The following is a 19654-nucleotide window of genomic DNA, read 5'->3' on the forward strand; positions in this document are numbered from 1 at the left end:
TTCATACAAACTTGTTTCTATTTTATCACTAACTTTTGCAGAATCCTTGTTTTCTCTGCACAAATAAAAAAGCCACTCGATGAGTGGCTTTTTTATCAGAAAGTAATGCTTAGCCGTCGCCAAGAGACAGCAGAGTGGCATTACCGCCGATGGCTGCTGTGTTGTTGGTACGAGTGCGCTCAGTGGCAAAGCGATGGAGATAATGTGGGCCACCTGCTTTGGGACCTGTTCCAGACAGTCCCTGACCACCAAAGGGTTGAACACCCACTACCGCACCAATCATATTTCGATTGATGTATACGTTACCAACACGAACGCGAGAATCGATATAGAAGGCGGTTGCTTCGTTGCGGCTGTGGACACCTAAAGTAAGTCCGTAGCCATAGCCGTTAATGCTATCAATCACTTTATCCAGATCTTGCGAGCGATAAGTAATGACATGAAGAATCGGGCCAAACCACTCTTGAGTTAAATCATTAATGGAATCGATTTTGAAGGCTACGGGTGCAACAAAGTGGCCTGCGTCGGCATTCGCTGGCAAGTTGGCTTCGGCGATGAGGCGACCAGCGTTTTTAAGATCTTCGATGTGACCTTTTAGCTCTGCCTGTGAGTGCGCGTCGATCACGGGACCAATATCGGTTTTGAGTTTGGTTGGATCACCCAGGATCAGCTCTTTCATCGCGCCTTCAAGGATGGTGAGTACACGCGGTGCGATTTCTTCCTGCAAGTAGAGCACGCGCAAAGCCGAGCAGCGTTGGCCTGCACTGGTAAAGGCTGACTCAATCACATCGGCTACGACTTGTTCTGGTAACGCAGATGAATCTACGATCATGGCATTCTGACCACCTGTTTCTGCGATCAGCGGTGAGATAGGACTGTTAGCTCGGGCTGCCAGAGTCTGGTTAATGCCAACGGCTGTATCTGTTGAACCTGTAAAAGCAACACCAGCGATGCGTGGGTCGCCAGTTAACACTGGACCAATAGCTGAGCCGCGACCAGGAATATAGTGCAGTACATCTTTAGGAATGCCTGCATCATACATAAGTTCTACCGCACGGTGAGCAACGAGTGTGGTTTGCCCTGCTGGCTTACATAAAACAGAGTTACCAGCCGCCAGTGCTGCGATAACCTGACCGGTAAAGATTGCCAATGGGAAGTTCCAGGGGCTGATACAGGCAAATACGCCACGTCCTTGAAGATAAAGTTCGTTGCTTTCACCTGTGGGTCCGGGCAAGACTTTTGGCTGACCAAAATCTTTGCGGGCATTGGCTGCGTAGAAGCGACAGAAGTCCACTGCTTCTCGCACTTCGTCAATACCATCTTGCATGGTTTTACCCGCTTCTCGACTACATATCGCAATCAATTCGTGCTTATGTTGCTCAAACAAATCCGCTACTTTATCAATGCAGTCCGCGCGATGGTGTGCGCCAACGGCATCCCAGCTTACCTGAGCTTTCGCTGCAATATCGATGGCTTTAAGCGCGTCATCTTTGCTGGCGTTAACGGTTGTTCCCACCACGGTTTGTTTGTCGTAAGGACAAACTACGTCGGTTTTTTCGCCTTCAATGGTGTTACCACCAATCATAGGGCGGGCATGCCATTTTTTGTCCAGGTGTTGCGCAACGGCAGCCATAAAAGGTGTGATCTGACTTTCGATGTGCAGATTGGTGCTAGAAGAATTTTTACGCTCTTCACCGTATAAATCACCAGGCAATGGAATGCGATCATTCGCCAGTGTTGGATAACTGCGTAACGTTGTGATTGGGTGAGTTACCAAATCATTAATGGGTGTGTTCTCATCCACAAGACGATGGACAAAAGATGTGTTGGCACCATTTTCTAACAGACGACGTACCAGATAGGGGAGTAGATCTTTATGCTGACCGACCGGAGCGTAGATTCTTACGTTCAGGCCTGGGTTTTGATCGAGTACTAAATTATAAAGTTGCTCACCCATACCGTGTAGACGTTGGAATTCAAAGTCACGACGCTCACCTGCCCAATGCAAAATGTTCATAACCGTTTGCGCGTTGTGAGTTGCAAACTGAGGGTAGAAGCTGCTGTCTGTGCTCAGAATGTATCGTGCACAGGCGAGGTAAGACACATCGGTAGCGGCTTTACGGGTAAAGACTGGGTAGCCTTCGGTGCCGCCTTGTTGACACCATTTGATTTCTGAATCCCAGTAAGCGCCTTTAACCAATCGTAATGGAATACGACGGCCAACGTCTTTTGATAACTGGTTGAGCCAATGTAAGACAGGTAGAGCTCGTTTTGAGTAAGCTTGAACAACTAAACCAAAACCTTCCCAGCCATCACAGACGTCGCTGCGGTAGACTTTTTCGAAAAGCTTAAGGCTTAATTCAAGGCGATCCATTTCTTCGGCGTCAATCGTAATGGCAACGCCCAAAGATTTTGCCTGACGTGCAAGCTGACTGAGTGTCTCGAACATTTCAGTCATGACACGATCACTTTGGCCATGCTCGTAACGTGGATGAAGCGCACTGAGTTTGATTGAAATGCTGGGAGGTAGCGTTGACTTTTGGCCTCCTGCAATGGCTTTACCGATAGCGTTGATAGCCATGCTGTAGGCATCAAAATAGCGCTTGGCATCTTCCATGGTAAACGCCGCTTCGCCGAGCATATCAAAAGAATGGGTATAACCTTTTTCGATAGATTTTTGGCCACGCTTTAGTGCTTCTTCGATGGTGCGTCCTAAAACAAACTGCTTACCCATGATTTTCATGGCCTGATTCATTGCCTGACGAATAACAGGTTCGCCGCACTTATTGACCAGTTGTTTTAAAACGTTAGTGGGTTGTTCGTTGATAGGATCTTTTTTGAAGCTGACAATACGGCCGGTCAACATGAGGCCCCAGGTAGCACTGTTTACCAACCAGGAATCACTTTGACCAACATGTCTGTTCCATTCTGCTGACTGGATTTTATCTTTAATTAAGTTGTTGGCGACTTCGGCATCAGGGATTCGCAACAAAGCCTCAGCCAGACACATCAGGGTAACCCCTTCTTTTGTGCTCAGGCTGTATTGCTGTAAAAAGGCTTCTATACCATCTTTTGCAGAATAGTCGGCACGAACTTGCTGAACCAGCTGGGAGGCATTTTGAGTGATGGTATTGAGCACTGAGTCATCTTCGGAAGCCAGATGCAATAACTCTTCAAGATAGGCTGACTCATCAACTTGATAGTTATTGGTTATGGATTGCCAGATACTGTCGAGCGACTCTGAAGTTGACGTTTTAGTTAACACTTCACTTGCTTTAAACATACACCAGTCTCCTGAAAAACGCTGGTTCAAAATAACGATGGTTAAGCCATAAGGCTATGAAATTAGCGGCGTATTATCTGGGATATTGTATAATTTTGCTAGCAAAAACAGCCTGGTCGATGCTGTGAAATAACCATCAATTATAGTGTGTAATTTCACTCTTGAAATGTTGTTTTAAGTGTTTGATTTTAAAGGTAAAAAAATGCTGTTGTGCAATAAATGAAAATGCGTTGGTAGGCTATTGTTCGAGTTGAAAACTCATAACCCAGCCCTTGCTATGAGATAAAGTCATAAATGGATTAGTTTAACAAATCGCTGAATGGCTGAACCATGACTTTTTCGCCACTGCTCAGGCTTGCTTGAGCGGCAGGTAGCACAATAAAGCAATTGGCTTTTGCCATCGACGAGAGTACACCAGAGTTTTGATTACCTACACTTCTGACGACTAACTCTCCGGTGGCATCATAAAACATCATTCCACGCTGAAAATCTCGCCGTCCTGGGCGTTTTTTGATATCGCTAAGGGTCGTAGCTGGCAGCATTTGTTCGGGCTCGTAGGCTTCGCCCTGAAACTTGCGCAGCATAGGCACTGCAAGTTGATGCAGTGTGACCAGTGCCGACACAGGATTGCCGGGTAGGCCAATAAAGTGAGCACCACCAATTTGGCCATAGGCAAAAGGTTTGCCTGGCTTCATGGCAATTTTCCAGAGTTCTAGTGAGCCATGTTCTTGAAGCACTTGTTTAATGTAGTCTGCGTCACCAACAGACACACCTCCAGAAGTGATGATTACATCGGCCCACTCTGATGCTCTTAACAAGGCTTTGGTTATTTCTTGTTGATCATCTGGCAAGATGCCCATATCCAGTGTTTCGATAGCCAGCTTTTTTAAAAGTGATAAAGTGGTAAATCGATTGCTGTCATAGATTTCGCCTAGCGCCAGTGATTCTCCTGGCGCTTTCAGCTCATCGCCAGTAGAAAACACGGCAACTTTTAAGCGTCGGTGGATGACGACACTTGATAATCCTAATGAAGCCAGTAGTCCTACATCGGCGACAGAGAGTCTTTGTCCTGGATGAAGAATAATACTGCCAGCTTTAAAATCATTACCTGCTCGACGAATGTTCTCACCTAATGCCGGTTGATTAAGAAACTCAATGGATGAATCTAGTTCGCGACTTTTATGAGTATTTTCCTGCATGACAACGGTATCTGCACCATCAGGAATGATGGCTCCGGTCATGATACGGACGCATTGGCCCGGTTCGAGTTTCTTATCAAATGGTTTTCCAGCATAGGCATGACCTACCTGTGTAAGATGGGATTGTTTTTCTAGATCGGCGCAACGCAAGGCATAACCATCCATTGCTGAGTGATCAAAAGAAGGGACGTTAATGGGGGAGACAATTGTCTGAAAGTTAACCTGAGCTAATGCATCACAAAGTGGAACGTCTTCTGTTTCACTAATCGTTTCTACTTTGCTAAGCAAACTGGCCAGTGCCTGATCAAACGGCATGAGTCCTGATTGTACGTCGCAATCCATCATACAAAATAGCCTTTTATGAGCGATTACTTTTCTGGTTAACCATCCAAACGGCGGCTTCGACTCGAGAACGCATATTTAATTTCTTTAACAAATGTTTAACGTGTACTTTAACGGTGCCTTCAGAAATTCCCAGGTTACGTGCGATCATTTTGTTGCTTAAACCGTGAGCAATAAAATCTAGAATTTCGTACTCACGATTGGTGAGAGTTGAAATCAAATCGGTTTTTTCTGCACCGCTTTCACGTAATGCTGTGGTCAAAATTTGTCGCAGGCTTTCGCTGATAACCATTTGACCAGAAGTGGCTTCTTTAAGCTTGTGCATAATATCTTCTGGCTCCATGTCTTTAAGTAGGTAGCCATCTGCACCAGAACGGATACAGTGAATCACGTCTTCATCATTATCCGAAACCGTCAACATAATAATTTTTGATGTGACGCCTTTATCCCTTAGTTTTTTTAAGGTTTCTAGGCCACTCATTTCACCCATGTTGAGATCCAACAAAATAACATCGGGCTCGTCATCCATGCTATCAATGTGGTTGACTGCTTCTTCGCCGGAACTGGCTTCGCCGACTGTGTGAAGACTTGTATCCAGGTCGATCAGTTGCTTCACTCCTTTTCTAAATAAGGGGTGATCATCAACCATATAAATAGTGGCACTTTCTGTCATTCTATATACCTCTGCTTCTTTGTGGTTATTTCCATTATCGCGAGACCTGTACATTGAATGCAATATGCAATGACGGAAACATTGAGGTAGATCGGCCCAATCAGTTTATTTTATATAAATTTTACTGTGATATGAGATAGTCAAAATCAATAGATCGTCACAGGAAACAACGTTTTAGCTTTAAAGTCCATACATACACCCTACCATAAATTATGCTGAAAGTGAGTCTCTGCAAGGTGTACGAATTGTATTAAAAAACGTCAAAACTTCACTTCTATCCCCATGATGATGGTGTTATATGTCTAATGAGATATGTTTCCGATGAACTTCAAGAATTGTCAGATGAAAATGTCTGAAATTTTGGTGGAGTTCCTTGTTTGAAATTAAATAGTACTTGCGTACCAGTGGCCAGACGTTGAATGTCTAATTCGCCAGATAAATTGCGACTGCGTTCCTTCATGATGGCCAGGCCATAGTGCTCCATTTTTTCTGGTGTGTCTGAAATTCCTATGCCGTTATCGACCACTGACAAAGTGATTTGGTTATGCGTGTCTTTTTTCATACTGATGTCGATCTGGGTGCCATGAGAATGATGGATTGCATTCTGGGTAGCCTCTCGAGCAATCTGTAACAAATGAATTTCTTCATTGGGCGTAAAAGAAACGCTAGGGACTTCGTAGTCAAGGTTGATATGAATATTGGGATAGCGCTCACTAAATTGCGTGACAGTTTCTTTGAGTGCAGACTCCAGGCCACTGCCTGAAATTTGCAACCTGAAGGTGGTGAGAAGTTCACGTAGCTGGCGGTAAGCGGAATGAATTCCCTGGCGTAGTTCAAGCAATATGTCATCAACGTCTGCAACATGTTCTGTTGAAGCGATGGAGTACTCCAGTCGTGTGACCTGAATCTTTAAATAAGACAAAGCTTGAGCCAGTGAGTCGTGCAGCTCTCTGGCGATGGTGGTTCTCTCGGTCATCAACGCCATGCGTCGGTCCTGATCTCGTTGGGTTTTCAGGTTGAGTGCCAGAGCGACCTGCTCAGCAAAAGAATGCAGTAGTTGATACTGCCAGTCTTTAATTTTTCGTTGCGGTTGAATAATACACGACAAAATACCGAAGTTGGTGCCATCTTTTATTAAGGCAAAGCGTAGTTCTTGAGCATCTTTGGGCGTTTCTTTGGCTGCGAGATCGGCCTCAGAGGCATCTCGGGTATTAATGATGGAAAGTTGTATATTGGGTAACTCAATAATACGCGCCAACTTATCAAACCAAAGATCGAAGTCCAGTTCCATTAGAGGATTTTCGCTGATGCCTTTTGCCGTTTCGTAGAGAAATTGCAGAGACTCTTGATTTCGTTCTAGCTCAAAGGTTTTTGCTTCGACCTTTTTCTCTAAAATATCATACATGGTTGAAACGGCATCACTCATACGATTGATCGTATCTGCTAACAAGCTGAGTTCGCCTTCACCTTCTATCGATACTTTGTGAGCCAGGTAACCCGCGCTGATTTTGTGAGCGCTGTAGGTGAGCTTCTCTAATGGCTTTTTAATATGGAAGTAGAGGGTGTAAAACATGTAATAGATAAATACGATGAGCATGACCAACAGCAACAGTTGTAACAACTGCATCCATTCCAGTCGCTTTTCGGCATTGCGACGGTGCAAATAAGTGAGCTTGTCTGCTTCACTAACAAAACTGTCGACTTCTGCTCTGAGTTGTTGCCACGATACTGAGCTGCGTTTTTGGCTTAGTAGCAAAGGTTTGATCCGGTAATGCCATTCATCAACAATTAAATTGTATTGTTCTTGATGCTGAGTGCTGGTGGGATCCTTATGATATTGAGTTAATGCGGAATGCGATAAATTTTTTTCAAAGGACTCAATATCACTGCCAATTTCGTGAAGGTGATGCTGACTGAGTTGGCTAAACAGTATTTTGCTTAAGATTTGATAGCTATGTGATTTTAGCGCCGCTGACTTTTCCTGAACTTCAGAGTCGCTGGCTGCTGTTTGGGCTATTTGATAGGACAAAAATACGCTAACTACTGACAGGCTGCTAATGATCAACATAAGAATAGCGATTCTTAGACCAATAGAATGCTTTAGTTTATGTAGCACTGAAAGTCTCCGGTCATGTCCATTTTTTCTTCTTATCAGAAAGCTCTGGTTTCAGTCTATTGCGCTTCAATTTATTTAGCGGTTAACAGAGATGTTTACCAGCTTGCTGACTTTTATCCTTTGTTCGTTAAATGCTGCATAAGGTAATCGAGCCATGAAATTGAGAATAGCTATAGTAAAACAATATCTTAACGAGCTTTTCCTCAAACGCTGATACCTCGCAGTGAGTACAGGTAGGCTTAGTTTACTCTATTCATTATTTTTAGTAGAGCTTTTATGTGGATAATAGGGTTTTTATTTTGGTTTGATGGTGCCCCAAGTTGGTCTAAGGTGTTACCCAATAGAATCTCCTGTTACGTAACTATCGACTTATGAGAGAACAAACAATGAAAAAAGTGACGATGCTTTGGGTGGGATGGATGGTGGTTTGTTATTCATCTGTGATGAACGCGAAAGAGTTACCTGATGGATTTTCTGATATTGAAGCTGAAATTCCTGGAGCGATGATTGAGTTACGTTACATCACTAACCATAATTTTGTTGGCAACAAGGTAGACGGCTATCTTACTGCTCGGGGTATTCTGTCATCAAAAGCCGTTGCCGCGCTTAAGAATGTACAAAAGGATTTGCGACGTTTTGATTTAGGTATCAAGGTATTTGATGCTTACCGACCACAGCGAGCGGTTGATCACTTTGTTCGATGGGCAAAGGACCTATCTGATCAAAAAACAAAGTCTATTTATTATCCAGATGTAGAAAAATCTCAATTATTTGCCTTGGACTATATCGCCTCGCGTTCTGGTCATACTCGGGGAAGCACATTGGATTTAACCTTGATTTCGTTGTCGAGCGGTGACGAGTTGGATATGGGAAGCGGATTTGATTTTTTTGGCAAAGAGTCCTGGCCTGAGCATAAAGAACTAACACTTCAACAACGTGCCAATCGCATGTTGTTGCAAACGGTGATGGTTAAGCATGGCTTCCTGCCTTATCCCAAAGAGTGGTGGCACTTTACATTGAGCAATGAGCCTTATCCCGAGACCTATTTTGATTTTGCAATTGAGTGATTGCAGAAATAAAAAAGCCGCTGGATTACAGCGGCAAGGGTTGAGACGTCTTGAGGAATACAATTAAAGTTCGCGAATATAACGAATGTCTCCATTCCAATAGTTATGTTTGACTCGAAACTCGCGAATGCCCTGGTGTTTTACTTTAAATACCAAAGTGTATTTAAAGCTTTTGAAGCCATTGTCTACATCGATAGCTTCTATGAAGCGAGAGTTACGTATACCAAACTTACGTCGTGTTTCGCGAATCGCATCATAAACATGCTCTTCTGGAAATGAGTAATCATAGATTTCTGATAGGTCGCCGTTGACGCCATTATTGTAGTGATCATTACGAACCTGCCTGCACCAACCACCACCTAGTTCAATAAAATATTTTTGGCGCTCAATAAATCGTCCACGAATAGAATGTCCCCAAGCATCGACACATTTATATTGTGTTGTATGGCGATCATAGTGTGGCTGTTGCCAGTGGCGCTCATGATGCTTAACAACTTTTTGATGTTGTTTACTGGGGGCTTGCTTAGGTGCTGATTTTTGTACTTCCTGCTTTTGTGCAGCGAATGCCATTAATGGAGTCAGTAATAATACAGCAAATAATTTTCTCATTGTGGCTTTCCTATTTGTTCAGGATTTAGTAGCTATTATCCATGTATTAACTGAATCCAAAGTGAATCAAATAGAGCTTGGTTATTCGATCTTAATTCTTCTTCTCATAGTAGTTAACAAACATAGAAACAGAGGTTTCGATAATGTGTTCTATTTCTGTGCTATCAGGGAAGGGTTGGTTTTTGATCAGTTGAGGCCAGAAGCAAAAAGTTTTAAGCATGCCGATAAAGTGATTCGAAGCAAACTGACCGTCCGATGTTGCTAGTTTTCCATCGGCAGCAGCGGCATCAAACCACTGAGACAGATTGTCTTCGATACCAGCAAACTGTTCTGAAGCTTCTTGCATTTTTTCTGGCGAGTGGATGCCTTCGGCAATAACCGCCCGTGCCAGATCAATAAACTGCGGAGTTGATAGCAGCTCAATTTCGCGCCTTGCTAACTCTGTGAGTTGCTCTCTGACATTGCGCTCAGAACTGTATTCGATAGCGGTGGCTTCGCTTAGCATGTTCAACATGTAGTCGACAATACCATTAAAGAGTGCATCTTTACTGGGAAAGTGATTGTAAACGGTTCGCTTCGATACATTCGCTCGAGCGGCTACTTTATCCATGCTGGTACCGTTAAAGCCTGCCGAGCGAAACTCTTCTGCGGCGGCTTCGATAATTTGTTTGCGCTTGATTTCAGATAACTTCATGCGGTCGGCCGTGCTGATGATTTGGTGTGATCTTATCATTTTTCATATTTTATTACACTCACCAGTTTACTTTTTGGGAAATAAATGTAAACTATACAGTGTAGTTTACATTCTGACAGGGCCATAAACCGATGAACACAATGATGCAATTGTCTCAGAACACCTCGAAGCGACACTCAAGACGCTGGCAATCTGGAGTTAAATGGCTGATTTTTATCACTTTAATAGGGAGTGCTATCACTATGTTTCTATCATCTTTAAATGCTGAGGCGGCTCAGGATGAACTTTCTTTCGAATCATCTCCTCAATTCAAAGAAGGAAAATTCAGCAATCCGGTCCCTATTCGTGATTTGGTTTCAGGGAATTATTGGTCTCTGTTAAAGCGCTATATGTTTGAGAAGAGAGAAAGCCCTGCACCAATATCTGACATTCCTTTACACAAACTTGATTTTGCCCAGCTGACTGCGTTGCCTAATGATCGTATTTCTGTCATTCGCCTTGGTCACTCCAGCATCATGTTAAAGGTGAATGGAGATTTCTGGTTACTGGATCCTGTTTTTTCTGAGCGAGCATCGCCATTTTCTTTTGCTGGGCCAAAGCGTTTTCATCAATTGCCTATCGATTTAACGGAACTTCCAGATATCAAAGGCGTGATCATTTCTCACAACCATTATGATCACATGGACGAAAAAACACTGAAATTGTTAAGTCAAAAAGTGGAACACTTTTTAGTGCCGCTAGGTAATTTTGCTCAATTGACCAAGTGGGGAATCGATGAGTTTAAGATCCAGGAGCTGGACTGGTGGCAGTCAACGAAAATTGATGGTGTGACTTTAACGGCTACACCTGCTCAACATTTTTCCGGGCGAGGGTTATCTGATCGTGATAAGACGTTGTGGAATTCGTGGGTGATTAAATCACAGGGGCAATCTGTCTTTTTTAGTGGAGATACGGGTTATTTTGATGGCTTTAAAACCATTGGAGAAATGTATGGGCCTTTTGACATCACTTTGATGGAGACAGGGGCTTACGATGCCTATTGGCCCGATGTGCACATGACGCCAGAGCAAACTATGCAGGCACATCTTGATGTAAGAGGTAAAAAGTTATTGCCCATTCACAATGGCACTTTTGATCTAGCATTTCACGACTGGGATGATCCCATGGAATCCATTGTTGCATTAGCCGATAAGTTTTGGGTTGATCTACTCACTCCCATAATGGGACAACCGATTACTTTACAAGATGAAGCATCACTGGAAGAAGCTCGAGATTTATATTGGTGGCGCGAAGCGAAATAACTGACAGACGTCATAAGCTCGACTAAGGTAAGGATATTATTGTAAAGGAGATGCGTTATGACAAACACGAAACTACCCATTTCACTACCCGGCTATAGCCGGGTTTGTCCTTATCTAATGGTCGAAAATCTCGAGCAGCAGGTGACCTTTTTAACGGAGGTTTTTGCTGCTGAAGTTATGGAAATCATCAGCGACAATGACGGCAATAAAACTCATGGTGAAGTGAAAATAGGGGATGTTGTTATTATGATGGGGCAAGCCAGCAGTGAGCATGTTCGTAGCAGTATGAATTATGTATTTGTCGAGCAGGTTGATGCAACTTATCAAAAAGCCCTTGCTGCTGGAGCCGAGTCGATTTGTGAACCAGATGATCGTTATTACGGTTTACGAGAGTGTGGAGTGATTGATCCCTGCGGTAACCAGTGGTGGATTGCACAAGTCGTCGAGTTATTAACACCAGAAGAAATCCAACAGCGTGCTAGAGCTCAATCATCAAAATAGATTGTAATGTTTTCTTGAGTTAATCATCTATTGCTTGTGATGTTAACCCGATAAATAAGAGAGGCAGCATGATTGGCCGTCAGGTATTTGCAGCATTTGTGACTTTTTTTACTATCATCAGTTGGGCCGTTGAACATGGTGAAAGTCAATTAGAAGGACAGATATTAAAAGTCTACTACGAAGATACCCGGCAATGGGTATCACCGGAGCGCTTCTTTGAGCTTGAGCTCAAGCGCCTCAACGGACCAACCTATGGCACTCCTCAACACTACCCTCCTTATGATCAGGTCAAAGAATGGGAAACATTAATTGATCGTTTACCTGATGGACGCCAATGCCCTATGGTGTTTTTTCATGAGCGTTGGCGCCGACTGCCTGATGTGCTAGCTCTCGATGAGCGGTTAAGAAACTATGGCGGTTGTGCTGATGTGTTTAAGTATTAGTGAAGAGAAACTCTAGCTCTCTGGAAGGAGAGCTAGTCGTTTATAATCATCCCTTTTTCTTTCATTCTTTTTTGCCATTGTCGTCGAGCTTCTTCTTGCATGTCGACGGCTTTATCTTTTTCGTCAACGATTTCTAAACCCAATAAGGTTTCGAGTACATCTTCCAGAGTGATAACCCCTTCGACGCCACCGTATTCATTGACGACCAACAGCATGTGAACCCGTGAAGAAAGCAATTCATTTAATGCTTGGTCCAGTAGCATAGAACTTAAAATACTGTGCAGATCACGGCCGTAGTTGGCTAAGGTATTGTCGCTATTACCTCGGGCTTGCGCGAGGAGTAAGTCGCTACGAAAAACAAAGTGGGTGATGTTTTCTTGATCTCCAGAATAAATCGGAATTCTAGAGAAGGTGTATTTATCGTATTTGTGGAAAAACTCCTCCACCGTGACGTTATCTGATAAAGAGAAAATAACGGTGCGCGGTGTCATTGCGTCTTTCACCTGCGTTTCTTTCATGAGTAGCAAGTTTTTCAGGATTCTGGATTCTTGCTCAGCGATTTGTCCCTGTTTTGAGCTGAGCTCTGCCATTACAGAGAACTCTTCACGGCTAAAGCCACTGAGCGTGGGTTTGCTGGTGAACTTTTGTGTCAGGATCTCAGAGAGTTTAACAAAGGGGTAAAGTATGATAATGAGATATTTAAGGGTGTAAGCGGTAATTGGAGAAAGTTGTTTCCAGTAGAATGCGCCTAAAGTTTTCGGAATAATTTCTGAAAACACCAAAATGAGTAATGTTAAAACCGCTGAGGCAACGCCTACATAGGCGTTACCAAATACCGCCGCTGCCTGTGCGCCTGCACCCGCTGCACCAATAGTGTGCGCTATGGTGTTGAGAGTGAGTATGGCAGCAAGAGGCTTGCCTATTTCGTCTTTTAAAGCTCTTAATAAGGGGCCGTGCTTTTTTTCTTCTTTTTCTAATAGTGCAATATGAGCACTGTTCACGCTCAATAAAACGGCTTCCATAATTGAGCAGGCGAAAGAGAATCCTATTGCAACCACGATATAAATAACGAGAAGTGTCATGTTGTTGGTTAAAAAATGCCAGAAGTTGTTGGTATCTTATAATATGTTAAACGATTAGACGACCATTCTGAAACGGAATAATTGGTAAGACAATGTTAACTCTTGCAGATGTAGGGATCTCTGCGTAGCCGATGGAAGGGGAAGTAGCCTCACCAGGTTAGGTGGTAAGGCTAATGGAGGCTAAGCCTGAGAAACCAGATAGCTTTGGTTTCTGTCGAGGTAGGTCAGTAACTTTTGTTTAAAGTCACCGACGACCGACTGTTTGACGTAATGCTGCTCAAGCAGATTGTGAGACAAAGCTTCTAACTTGCTACCTCGTTCTATGAATCGATGGCCCAGTTGCCGCTCCAGAATACTGTAGCGCATCAACAAGGGGGCCAGAGCTGAGTCGACCAAACTAAAATCATCACCATTGAAGTAGCTGCCCTGAATGACTGCTTCGAGTCTTTGCAAGCCCACACTGACATTGTTCGACTTTTCTTTAAAGTCTGCCTCAGTTTTTGCCATCGTCAGCTGATATTGATTCATGAGTTGCTGACTGCTGTATTCTATCCAGGCACGTGCTTTAGCTTTGGGCAGTGCTTCTTGCGGTAGCAGAGAGCCTGGGGTGATTTCATCAAGATATTCGTTGATAACCGCGGACTCAAATAAAACGTCGTCGTCAACGCGCAGAACAGGTACTTTTCCTAAGGGGGAAAGTGCCAGAAACCAGTCTGGTTTATTGGCAAGATCAATGTAAGTAATCTTAAAATCGACGTCTTTTTTGAGCAGAGTGATAACGGAACGTTGAACAAAAGGGCAGAGTTCAAAACTGATGAGTTCGAGGGTTTTCATGAATTTGGTCCTGACTTTAATATGTTAGTATACTTTTGATACTATTAGGTTCTATCAATGAATTACAAGTAGATACCCCTGAGTGCATTACTAACTTAAAGGTGACTAATGAACGAAATCAACGAGTTAGAAACACAAAAAAATCCGCTGCAGGATTGCCCTTTGACCACCGCAATCGAAGTAATTGGCGGAAAATGGAAGGTGATCATCTTATACCAACTTAAAAATAAAACTTTGAGATTTGGCGAGCTAAAACGAAGCATTCCAAAAATTACTCAAAAAGTACTGACCCAGCAGCTCAAAGAAATGGAGCAGGACCAGTTGGTTCATCGAAAAGTGTATGCGGAAGTGCCGCCAAGAGTGGAGTACAGCCGTACAGAGTTGGCAGAAAAACTTGATCCTATTTTAGAAGCCATGTGTCAGTGGGGAGCGGATTATCATCGCTTGAAACCTGCTTTGGCTGTGAATAACTAGGATCTGTAGCTCTTTCATCAATGGAAGAACTACAGGTCCTGATACACTTTTGTCACAGCAAGAAGGAAGAAATTGCATATACTTAATGATAACTGTGACTTGATTCTGTCAGGGAGGCACACATGGGTTTTTTAAATAAAGCTCACACAACGAAAAAGGTGATTACTGGCGAGCATGCCCGCATTTACATCGAAATCGATGGCGGTCAGCGAAGTAAATCTTTCAGTATAAAAATCAGTGCGGAATCCAGCTTGCATGATATTGAAGTCAAACGCATTTATCTTGAGGTACGAGGACGAGAAGAGATCGAAATCCCCGATACAGAAGTCCTTTATGATAAAGGCAGTGTTGTCGAAAGGCGTCGAGAGACGATTCACGCCTCACACACAACCGTTGCCAGCGAGTATCCAGTTGAAGATTCCGTTACTCTAAAAGCAGGTCAGCAGCATGAATGGGTTCTCGATATTACGTTGCCTAAAAGTGCAGAACCCACCTATCATGGGCGTTATTGTCAGCATCGATATGTTGCCAGAGCCATATTAGATTGCTATGGCGACAAGCCTAATTCTGGGTGGCGAGAATTAATTGTGGAGTAAGGTTTATCTTTTTTAGAGATTGATTGAATGGCAGAACTTAAAACAAAAGTTAATGATGGTGATGTGAGTGCTTATCTCGAGAGCATTGAAGATGAGCAACAAAAAGCCGATTGTGAATATCTGATGGAGATGATGTCAAAGGTGACTCGTAGTAAAGCAGAGATGTGGGGCAAGTCTCTTGTGGGTTTTGGGCGATATCAATATCAGTATGCTAATGGGAAGCCTGGTGAGTGGTTTCTTACGGGATTTTCTCCTCGCAAAAACAACCTGTCTATTTACATTATGCCCGGTTTTTCTGACTATCCGGAACTGATGGAGCAGTTGGGAAAACACAAAACGGGTAAATCTTGTCTTTATATTAAAAAGCTCACCGATGTTGATCCCAAAGTACTAAAAAAGCTGGTTCAGCAATCGGTGAAAGACCTTAAGAAAAAACATGCCTGAGTCCAATCGAGGCTCCTTATCGATATGGCGAGCTACTAATCGTTCGTAATCTTGGTATGCTACGTGCTATACATAGCTAAAAAAGTAATCAAAGAAAGGCGATGGCTATAAACTTAGGCGCAGCGTGTAATGATTGCTGCTGAGCGACGTCTTATAGTTAATCGTTAAACTTCAAACGAATTGTCTGGTCAGAGAGAGGCTTCTACCAGGTATTATCTGGCCTATCAGAAGTGATTGAGCCTATTGTGTTTGCAAAGGTGGTTTATGCTGCAAGATCAACAAGGTCGTGAATTTCGTTATTTACGGCTGTCGGTAACCGATATCTGCAACTTTCGTTGTAACTACTGTTTGCCGGATGGAAATCAGGACTGTCATTCTCTTGAATCTCACTTAAGCCTTGAAGAAATTTCTTCTCTGGTGGCAACCTTTGCCCGTTTAGGAACACAAAAAATTCGCATTACCGGGGGAGAGCCCAGCATTCGGCGTGATCTAACAGACATTATTCGTATCTGCAAACAAACGCCTGGTATTCAATCCGTCGCTTTAACAACCAATGGTTACAAGTTGCCTAAGTTTGTTCAATCCTGGGTGGATGCGGGGTTGGACCGACTCAATATCAGTGTGGATAGTCTTGATCCGCGCATGTTTCAAAGTATCACTGGGCATGATCGTCTAGAAGAGATTTTGCAGGGCATTGATTTAGCGCTGCAAAGTGGTCTTGAAAAAGTGAAGATTAACAGTGTGCTGATGCGAGAATATAACTTAGGTGAATTTTCTCAGTTGGTGCACTGGGTAAAAAATAAATCTGTGACTCTCAGATTTATTGAATTAATGCAAACGGGAGACAACGAAAAGTTTTTTCGCCGTAATCATGTTTCTGGTGAAGAGCTTAAGCAGTTTTTATTGCAAGATAATTGGATTCCTGTTGCACGCAGCAAAACGGCGGGCCCAGCAATTGAATATATGCACCCTGACTTTGCTGGTCGAATCGGTTTGATTATGCCGTACAGTAAAGATTTTTGTAAAAGTTGTAATCGTCTACGAGTGTCATCACAAGGCAAGTTACACCTCTGTTTATTCGGAGAAGAAGGTTTTTCTTTAAGGCATTGGTGTCGCCCTGAAGCGCAAGAACTATTGCAACAAAAAATTTATGAATTTGTTACGCTAAAAAAAGACAGCCACTTTTTGCATGCAGGAAAAACCGGCGCGACTCGACATTTAGCCATGTTGGGAGGCTAAGGAATGATGAGCAAGCTTACAAGGCAAAAAGAAAATAGACTGTTACTCAAAGAGGTTTTAAATGTCACAGCAAGATAAAACAGTGCCATTAAATATTTGTGTCTTAACCGTGTCTGATACTCGTACAGAAGAAACGGATAAGTCAGGCAATCTGTTAGTAGATAAACTGACACAAGCAGAGCATGTGTTGCTCCACAAGAAAATTGTTAAAGATGATGTTTATCAAATGCGGGCGGTTGTTTCTGAATGGATCGCTGACACATCAGTGCATGCTATTTTGGTAACGGGAGGAACGGGGTTCACTACCCGTGACTCTACACCAGAAGCGTTAATGCCATTATTCGATAAAGAGGTGAATGGATTTGGCGAGTTATTTCGTCATATTTCTTATGAACAAATTGGTACTTCCACGATTCAATCAAGAGCGTTCGCGGGTATTGCCAATCACACGGTGATCTTTTGCATGCCGGGTTCTACTAATGCCTGTCGTACGGCGTGGGATTCTATTATTGAGCAACAGCTTAACTCTAACTATAAACCCTGTAATTTTGTTCATCACGTCACCTTCCGCCCCGAATAAAAACAGTAGTAAGGTAATTAATGTCTTTATCTCATTTAAATGATCGTGGCGAAGCCAATATGGTGGATGTAAGCGATAAGTCGGTTACTCAACGTAAAGCGGTTGCTGAAGGTTATGTGTCGATGCAACCACGTACACTGGAGCTTATTCAATCAGGGGAACATGCCAAAGGAGATGTCTTTGCTGTCGCACGAATCGCTGGAATTCAGGGAGCAAAACGTTGTTCCGACTTAATACCTTTGTGTCATCCTTTGGCGTTGAGCAAGGTGCAAGTCGACTTTTACATCGAGGCGGATAAAAATCGTGTACGCATCGAAAGCCTGTGTAAATTAAGTGGCCAAACCGGTGTCGAAATGGAAGCTCTAACAGCAGTATCTGTTGCAGCTTTAACTTTATTTGATATGTGCAAAGCGGTTGATCCTGACATGACAATTAGCGGCATTCAGGTGTTGTCAAAAGAAGGAGGCAAAAGAAGGAGGCAAAACGGGTCATTGGGAGCGAGCCAATGATTAAGGTTTTATTTTTTGCTCAGCTGAGAGAAGAATTAGGGTGTGAGTCCATCGACTTGGCCGAGCAATCTAGTTTAACAGTTGGCAAAGTAAAAGAAATACTGGCTAATAAAGATGAGCGTTGGGGCAAAGCATTTGCTGGTAATCTTCTGGCTGCGGTTAACCAAGAAATGCAAACCGATGAAGCTCTTGTTAAAGACAATGACGAAGTGGCGTTTTTTCCGCCGGTTACCGGAGGATAATGTGAGCCAGCCCTATATTCTTGTCGATGAAAAATTATTTGATATTGCCGCAGAGACAGATGCGCTTTACCAAGATAATCCAACGGATGGGGCCGTCGTCACTTTTATTGGATTAGTCCGAGATTTCAATCAAGGTAAAAACATTAAGCAACTGACATTAGAACATTATCCTGCCATGACACAAAAAGTGTTGGCAGATATTGTCGAGCAAGCAAACCAACAATGGTCGTTGGGTCGCGTTCGGGTTATACATCGTGTGGGCGATTTAGCCATCAATGACCCCATTGTATTCGTGGGAGTCAGTGCTATGCATCGTGCTGATGCTTTTATGGCGGCACAGTTTATTATGGATCTATTAAAAACTCAGGCCCCCTTCTGGAAAAAAGAACAATCTAAAGAGGGGGAGCATTGGGTTGAAGCTAGAGCTTCCGATCAAACAGCGGCGCAAAAGTGGCTAGCAAAGTAGCTTCACTCATTATTTTTTGTATTGCGATGGTGAGTTTTGCAGAGGAAGTCGCTGCGAAAGATAGAAACTTCTCTGAGACAGTGCATCAAGGACTGCTTTGGCTTGAGCCTAAGCTTAATCAGAGTTTTAAATACTTTCAGAAAAATGAACGTTGGCCGGAGAAAAAACGGCTTAAACTAGAGCCGCTCCCCGACGACATTCTAAATATCGAGTATTACTCGGACCCAATGTTTGTTTTGCATTTTAAGCACTCAGACAAAACTTTAAATGGACGAACTATTATCATCGACTTTGATGGTTATTGGGATTGCAGTGGCGGCTCCATGCCAGATATTTATCGTCCCTCAGTGTGTCGGACTGAAGATTAACTCCAGCCCGTATTTTTCTTTCGTGTCGCTCTTCCAAACACTATTCCGAGGATTACACCAACCAAAACGACGACTGCCCCAGCAAAAAAAGTTTCTTGCTTAAATCGTCCAGAAATAAGGTCATTTTGTTGCTTTACGGAGTTGAGTTCGGTTTGCAGCTTACTAATGGTTTGTTGAGAAGTCGCTGCCTTTTTAGCCAAAGATGACAGGTTGGCTATACGATTTTCGAGTTCTGTCACTTGAGCTTTATGGCTGGATTTTAACCGCTGGATTTCTTGATTTGCTTCGGACAGAGCAATTTTTGCCCCCTTGATTGGGGATACATATTTGGCTTCAAGCCAACCGTCTCTACCACGAGCATCAAGGATAGGCTGGTAGCCATTTTCAGCTTCGCCATTCAGAGTGACGGCATCACCGGCTAGCAAAAAGTATTTGATTCTATAACCATCAGTAGGGCCACTACGAACATGGATTTTCAAGTCATTAGTGACATAGGCTACTTGATTCGCCTGGGCTGCCGAAATAAATGCAACAGCTGTAAAAAGAATGAATTTAACCAAGGTAGACATGGTATTTCCTCGACCACAATTTT

General features: G+C 43.2%; 22 protein-coding genes. 13 read left to right on the forward strand and 9 right to left on the reverse strand.

The window, feature by feature from the left end:
• Window positions 1-109: 109 nt before the first annotated feature.
• From putA to NH399_RS15160, 4 genes are all read right to left on the reverse strand, one after another.
• Entirely contained in the window at window positions 110-3283 is a 3174-nt protein-coding gene (gene putA / locus NH399_RS15145) for a bifunctional proline dehydrogenase/L-glutamate gamma-semialdehyde dehydrogenase PutA (RefSeq protein WP_253041508.1), read from the reverse strand.
• Window positions 3284-3582: 299 nt separating this feature from the next.
• Entirely contained in the window at window positions 3583-4827 is a 1245-nt protein-coding gene (gene glp, locus NH399_RS15150; RefSeq protein WP_253041509.1) for a gephyrin-like molybdotransferase Glp, read from the reverse strand.
• Window positions 4828-4840: 13 nt separating this feature from the next.
• Window positions 4841-5497 carry a two-component system response regulator NarL gene (narL, locus tag NH399_RS15155; protein WP_253041511.1) on the reverse strand — a complete coding sequence of 219 codons (657 nt, stop codon included), beginning with the start codon at window positions 5495-5497 and terminating at the stop codon, window positions 4841-4843.
• 328 nt (window positions 5498-5825) lie between these two features.
• Window positions 5826-7613 carry a histidine kinase gene (locus NH399_RS15160; RefSeq protein ID WP_253041512.1) on the reverse strand — a complete coding sequence of 596 codons (1788 nt, stop codon included), beginning with the start codon at window positions 7611-7613 and terminating at the stop codon, window positions 5826-5828.
• Between the two features lie 386 nt (window positions 7614-7999).
• On the opposite strand from NH399_RS15160, the gene NH399_RS15165 reads away from it, so the two are divergent.
• Window positions 8000-8680 (forward strand): M15 family metallopeptidase, encoded by a 681-nt coding sequence (locus NH399_RS15165; protein ID WP_253041514.1) that lies wholly within the window; start codon window positions 8000-8002, stop codon window positions 8678-8680.
• A gap of 63 nt (window positions 8681-8743) precedes the next feature.
• On the opposite strand, the gene NH399_RS15170 is transcribed toward NH399_RS15165, so the two are convergent.
• Both NH399_RS15170 and NH399_RS15175 read right to left on the reverse strand, forming a co-directional pair.
• Window positions 8744-9289 (reverse strand): hypothetical protein, encoded by a 546-nt coding sequence (locus NH399_RS15170; protein WP_253041516.1) that lies wholly within the window; start codon window positions 9287-9289, stop codon window positions 8744-8746.
• 91 nt (window positions 9290-9380) lie between these two features.
• Window positions 9381-9983, reverse strand: coding sequence for a TetR/AcrR family transcriptional regulator (locus NH399_RS15175; RefSeq protein ID WP_253041517.1), 603 nt, complete (start codon window positions 9981-9983; stop codon window positions 9381-9383).
• A 242-nt stretch (window positions 9984-10225) separates the two neighbouring features.
• On the opposite strand from NH399_RS15175, the gene NH399_RS15180 reads away from it, so the two are divergent.
• The 3 genes from NH399_RS15180 (at window position 10226) to NH399_RS15190 (ending at window position 12228) form a co-directional block, all read left to right on the forward strand.
• Window positions 10226-11284 carry an MBL fold metallo-hydrolase gene (locus tag NH399_RS15180; RefSeq protein ID WP_253041519.1) on the forward strand — a complete coding sequence of 353 codons (1059 nt, stop codon included), beginning with the start codon at window positions 10226-10228 and terminating at the stop codon, window positions 11282-11284.
• Between the two features lie 57 nt (window positions 11285-11341).
• On the forward strand, window positions 11342-11785 hold the full coding sequence (locus NH399_RS15185; protein ID WP_253041521.1) for a glyoxalase/bleomycin resistance/extradiol dioxygenase family protein: 444 nt from the start codon (window positions 11342-11344) through the stop codon (window positions 11783-11785).
• A gap of 68 nt (window positions 11786-11853) precedes the next feature.
• Window positions 11854-12228, forward strand: coding sequence for a hypothetical protein (locus NH399_RS15190; RefSeq protein WP_253041523.1), 375 nt, complete (start codon window positions 11854-11856; stop codon window positions 12226-12228).
• A 32-nt stretch (window positions 12229-12260) separates the two neighbouring features.
• Here the strand turns inward: NH399_RS15190 and NH399_RS15195 are convergent, their stop codons facing one another.
• Entirely contained in the window at window positions 12261-13310 is a 1050-nt protein-coding gene (locus NH399_RS15195) for a CNNM domain-containing protein (RefSeq protein ID WP_253041525.1), read from the reverse strand.
• Window positions 13311-13490: 180 nt separating this feature from the next.
• On the reverse strand, window positions 13491-14144 hold the full coding sequence (locus NH399_RS15200) for a glutathione S-transferase family protein (protein ID WP_253041527.1): 654 nt from the start codon (window positions 14142-14144) through the stop codon (window positions 13491-13493).
• A gap of 108 nt (window positions 14145-14252) precedes the next feature.
• Between NH399_RS15200 and NH399_RS15205 the strand changes: the two genes are divergently transcribed.
• The 9 genes from NH399_RS15205 to NH399_RS15245 all read left to right on the forward strand — a co-directional run bounded on the left by NH399_RS15205 (window position 14253) and on the right by NH399_RS15245 (window position 19062).
• Window positions 14253-14618 (forward strand): helix-turn-helix domain-containing protein, encoded by a 366-nt coding sequence (locus NH399_RS15205; protein ID WP_253041529.1) that lies wholly within the window; start codon window positions 14253-14255, stop codon window positions 14616-14618.
• A gap of 122 nt (window positions 14619-14740) precedes the next feature.
• Window positions 14741-15214: a hypothetical protein gene (locus tag NH399_RS15210; protein WP_253041531.1), complete on the forward strand. Its 474-nt coding sequence runs from the start codon at window positions 14741-14743 to the stop codon at window positions 15212-15214.
• 27 nt (window positions 15215-15241) lie between these two features.
• Complete coding sequence (locus NH399_RS15215; protein WP_253041533.1) at window positions 15242-15658, forward strand: DUF1801 domain-containing protein; 417 nt, start codon at window positions 15242-15244, stop codon at window positions 15656-15658.
• A gap of 264 nt (window positions 15659-15922) precedes the next feature.
• Window positions 15923-16897, forward strand: a complete 975-nt coding sequence (moaA, locus tag NH399_RS15220) for a GTP 3',8-cyclase MoaA (protein ID WP_253041535.1) — start codon at window positions 15923-15925, stop codon at window positions 16895-16897.
• Between the two features lie 61 nt (window positions 16898-16958).
• Window positions 16959-17477 (forward strand): molybdenum cofactor biosynthesis protein B, encoded by a 519-nt coding sequence (moaB, locus tag NH399_RS15225; protein ID WP_253041537.1) that lies wholly within the window; start codon window positions 16959-16961, stop codon window positions 17475-17477.
• A 20-nt stretch (window positions 17478-17497) separates the two neighbouring features.
• Window positions 17498-17986, forward strand: a complete 489-nt coding sequence (moaC, locus tag NH399_RS15230; RefSeq protein WP_253041539.1) for a cyclic pyranopterin monophosphate synthase MoaC — start codon at window positions 17498-17500, stop codon at window positions 17984-17986.
• Window positions 17983-18228: a molybdopterin converting factor subunit 1 gene (moaD, locus tag NH399_RS15235; RefSeq protein WP_253041541.1), complete on the forward strand. Its 246-nt coding sequence runs from the start codon at window positions 17983-17985 to the stop codon at window positions 18226-18228. The genes moaC and moaD overlap by 4 nt, the downstream gene beginning before the upstream one ends.
• A gap of 1 nt (window position 18229) precedes the next feature.
• The gene (gene moaE, locus NH399_RS15240) at window positions 18230-18694 is read left to right on the forward strand and encodes a molybdopterin synthase catalytic subunit MoaE (RefSeq protein WP_371876083.1); all 465 of its coding nucleotides are present in this window, start codon (window positions 18230-18232) and stop codon (window positions 18692-18694) included.
• Entirely contained in the window at window positions 18679-19062 is a 384-nt protein-coding gene (locus NH399_RS15245) for a hypothetical protein (protein ID WP_253041545.1), read from the forward strand. Before moaE ends, NH399_RS15245 begins: the two co-directional genes overlap by 16 nt.
• On the opposite strand, the gene NH399_RS15250 is transcribed toward NH399_RS15245, so the two are convergent.
• Window positions 19059-19631, reverse strand: a complete 573-nt coding sequence (locus NH399_RS15250) for a TIGR04211 family SH3 domain-containing protein (protein ID WP_253041547.1) — start codon at window positions 19629-19631, stop codon at window positions 19059-19061. The genes NH399_RS15245 and NH399_RS15250 overlap by 4 nt on opposite strands.
• Window positions 19632-19654 lie beyond the last annotated feature (23 nt).

The sequence above is a fragment of the Pleionea sp. CnH1-48 genome, assembly GCF_024124665.1.
GTDB lineage: Bacteria > Pseudomonadota > Gammaproteobacteria > Enterobacterales > Kangiellaceae > JAMXSB01.

Bases quoted from the DNA above. Each gene is read 5' to 3' on its own strand.
- putA (WP_253041508.1), bottom strand. From the start codon at position 3,283: ATGTTTAAAGCAAGTGAAGTGTTAACTAAAACGTCAACTTCAGAGTCG.
- glp (WP_253041509.1), bottom strand. From the start codon at position 4,827: ATGATGGATTGCGACGTACAATCAGGACTCATGCCGTTTGATCAGGCA.
- narL (WP_253041511.1), bottom strand. From the start codon at position 5,497: ATGACAGAAAGTGCCACTATTTATATGGTTGATGATCACCCCTTATTT.
- NH399_RS15165 (WP_253041514.1), top strand. From the start codon at position 8,000: ATGAAAAAAGTGACGATGCTTTGGGTGGGATGGATGGTGGTTTGTTAT.
- NH399_RS15170 (WP_253041516.1), bottom strand. From the start codon at position 9,289: ATGAGAAAATTATTTGCTGTATTATTACTGACTCCATTAATGGCATTC.
- NH399_RS15175 (WP_253041517.1), bottom strand. From the start codon at position 9,983: ATGAAGTTATCTGAAATCAAGCGCAAACAAATTATCGAAGCCGCCGCA.
- NH399_RS15180 (WP_253041519.1), top strand. From the start codon at position 10,226: ATGTTTCTATCATCTTTAAATGCTGAGGCGGCTCAGGATGAACTTTCT.
- NH399_RS15185 (WP_253041521.1), top strand. From the start codon at position 11,342: ATGACAAACACGAAACTACCCATTTCACTACCCGGCTATAGCCGGGTT.
- NH399_RS15190 (WP_253041523.1), top strand. From the start codon at position 11,854: ATGATTGGCCGTCAGGTATTTGCAGCATTTGTGACTTTTTTTACTATC.
- NH399_RS15195 (WP_253041525.1), bottom strand. From the start codon at position 13,310: ATGACACTTCTCGTTATTTATATCGTGGTTGCAATAGGATTCTCTTTC.
- NH399_RS15200 (WP_253041527.1), bottom strand. From the start codon at position 14,144: ATGAAAACCCTCGAACTCATCAGTTTTGAACTCTGCCCTTTTGTTCAA.
- NH399_RS15205 (WP_253041529.1), top strand. From the start codon at position 14,253: ATGAACGAAATCAACGAGTTAGAAACACAAAAAAATCCGCTGCAGGAT.
- NH399_RS15210 (WP_253041531.1), top strand. From the start codon at position 14,741: ATGGGTTTTTTAAATAAAGCTCACACAACGAAAAAGGTGATTACTGGC.
- NH399_RS15215 (WP_253041533.1), top strand. From the start codon at position 15,242: ATGGCAGAACTTAAAACAAAAGTTAATGATGGTGATGTGAGTGCTTAT.
- moaA (WP_253041535.1), top strand. From the start codon at position 15,923: ATGCTGCAAGATCAACAAGGTCGTGAATTTCGTTATTTACGGCTGTCG.
- moaB (WP_253041537.1), top strand. From the start codon at position 16,959: ATGTCACAGCAAGATAAAACAGTGCCATTAAATATTTGTGTCTTAACC.
- moaC (WP_253041539.1), top strand. From the start codon at position 17,498: ATGTCTTTATCTCATTTAAATGATCGTGGCGAAGCCAATATGGTGGAT.
- moaD (WP_253041541.1), top strand. From the start codon at position 17,983: ATGATTAAGGTTTTATTTTTTGCTCAGCTGAGAGAAGAATTAGGGTGT.
- NH399_RS15250 (WP_253041547.1), bottom strand. From the start codon at position 19,631: ATGTCTACCTTGGTTAAATTCATTCTTTTTACAGCTGTTGCATTTATT.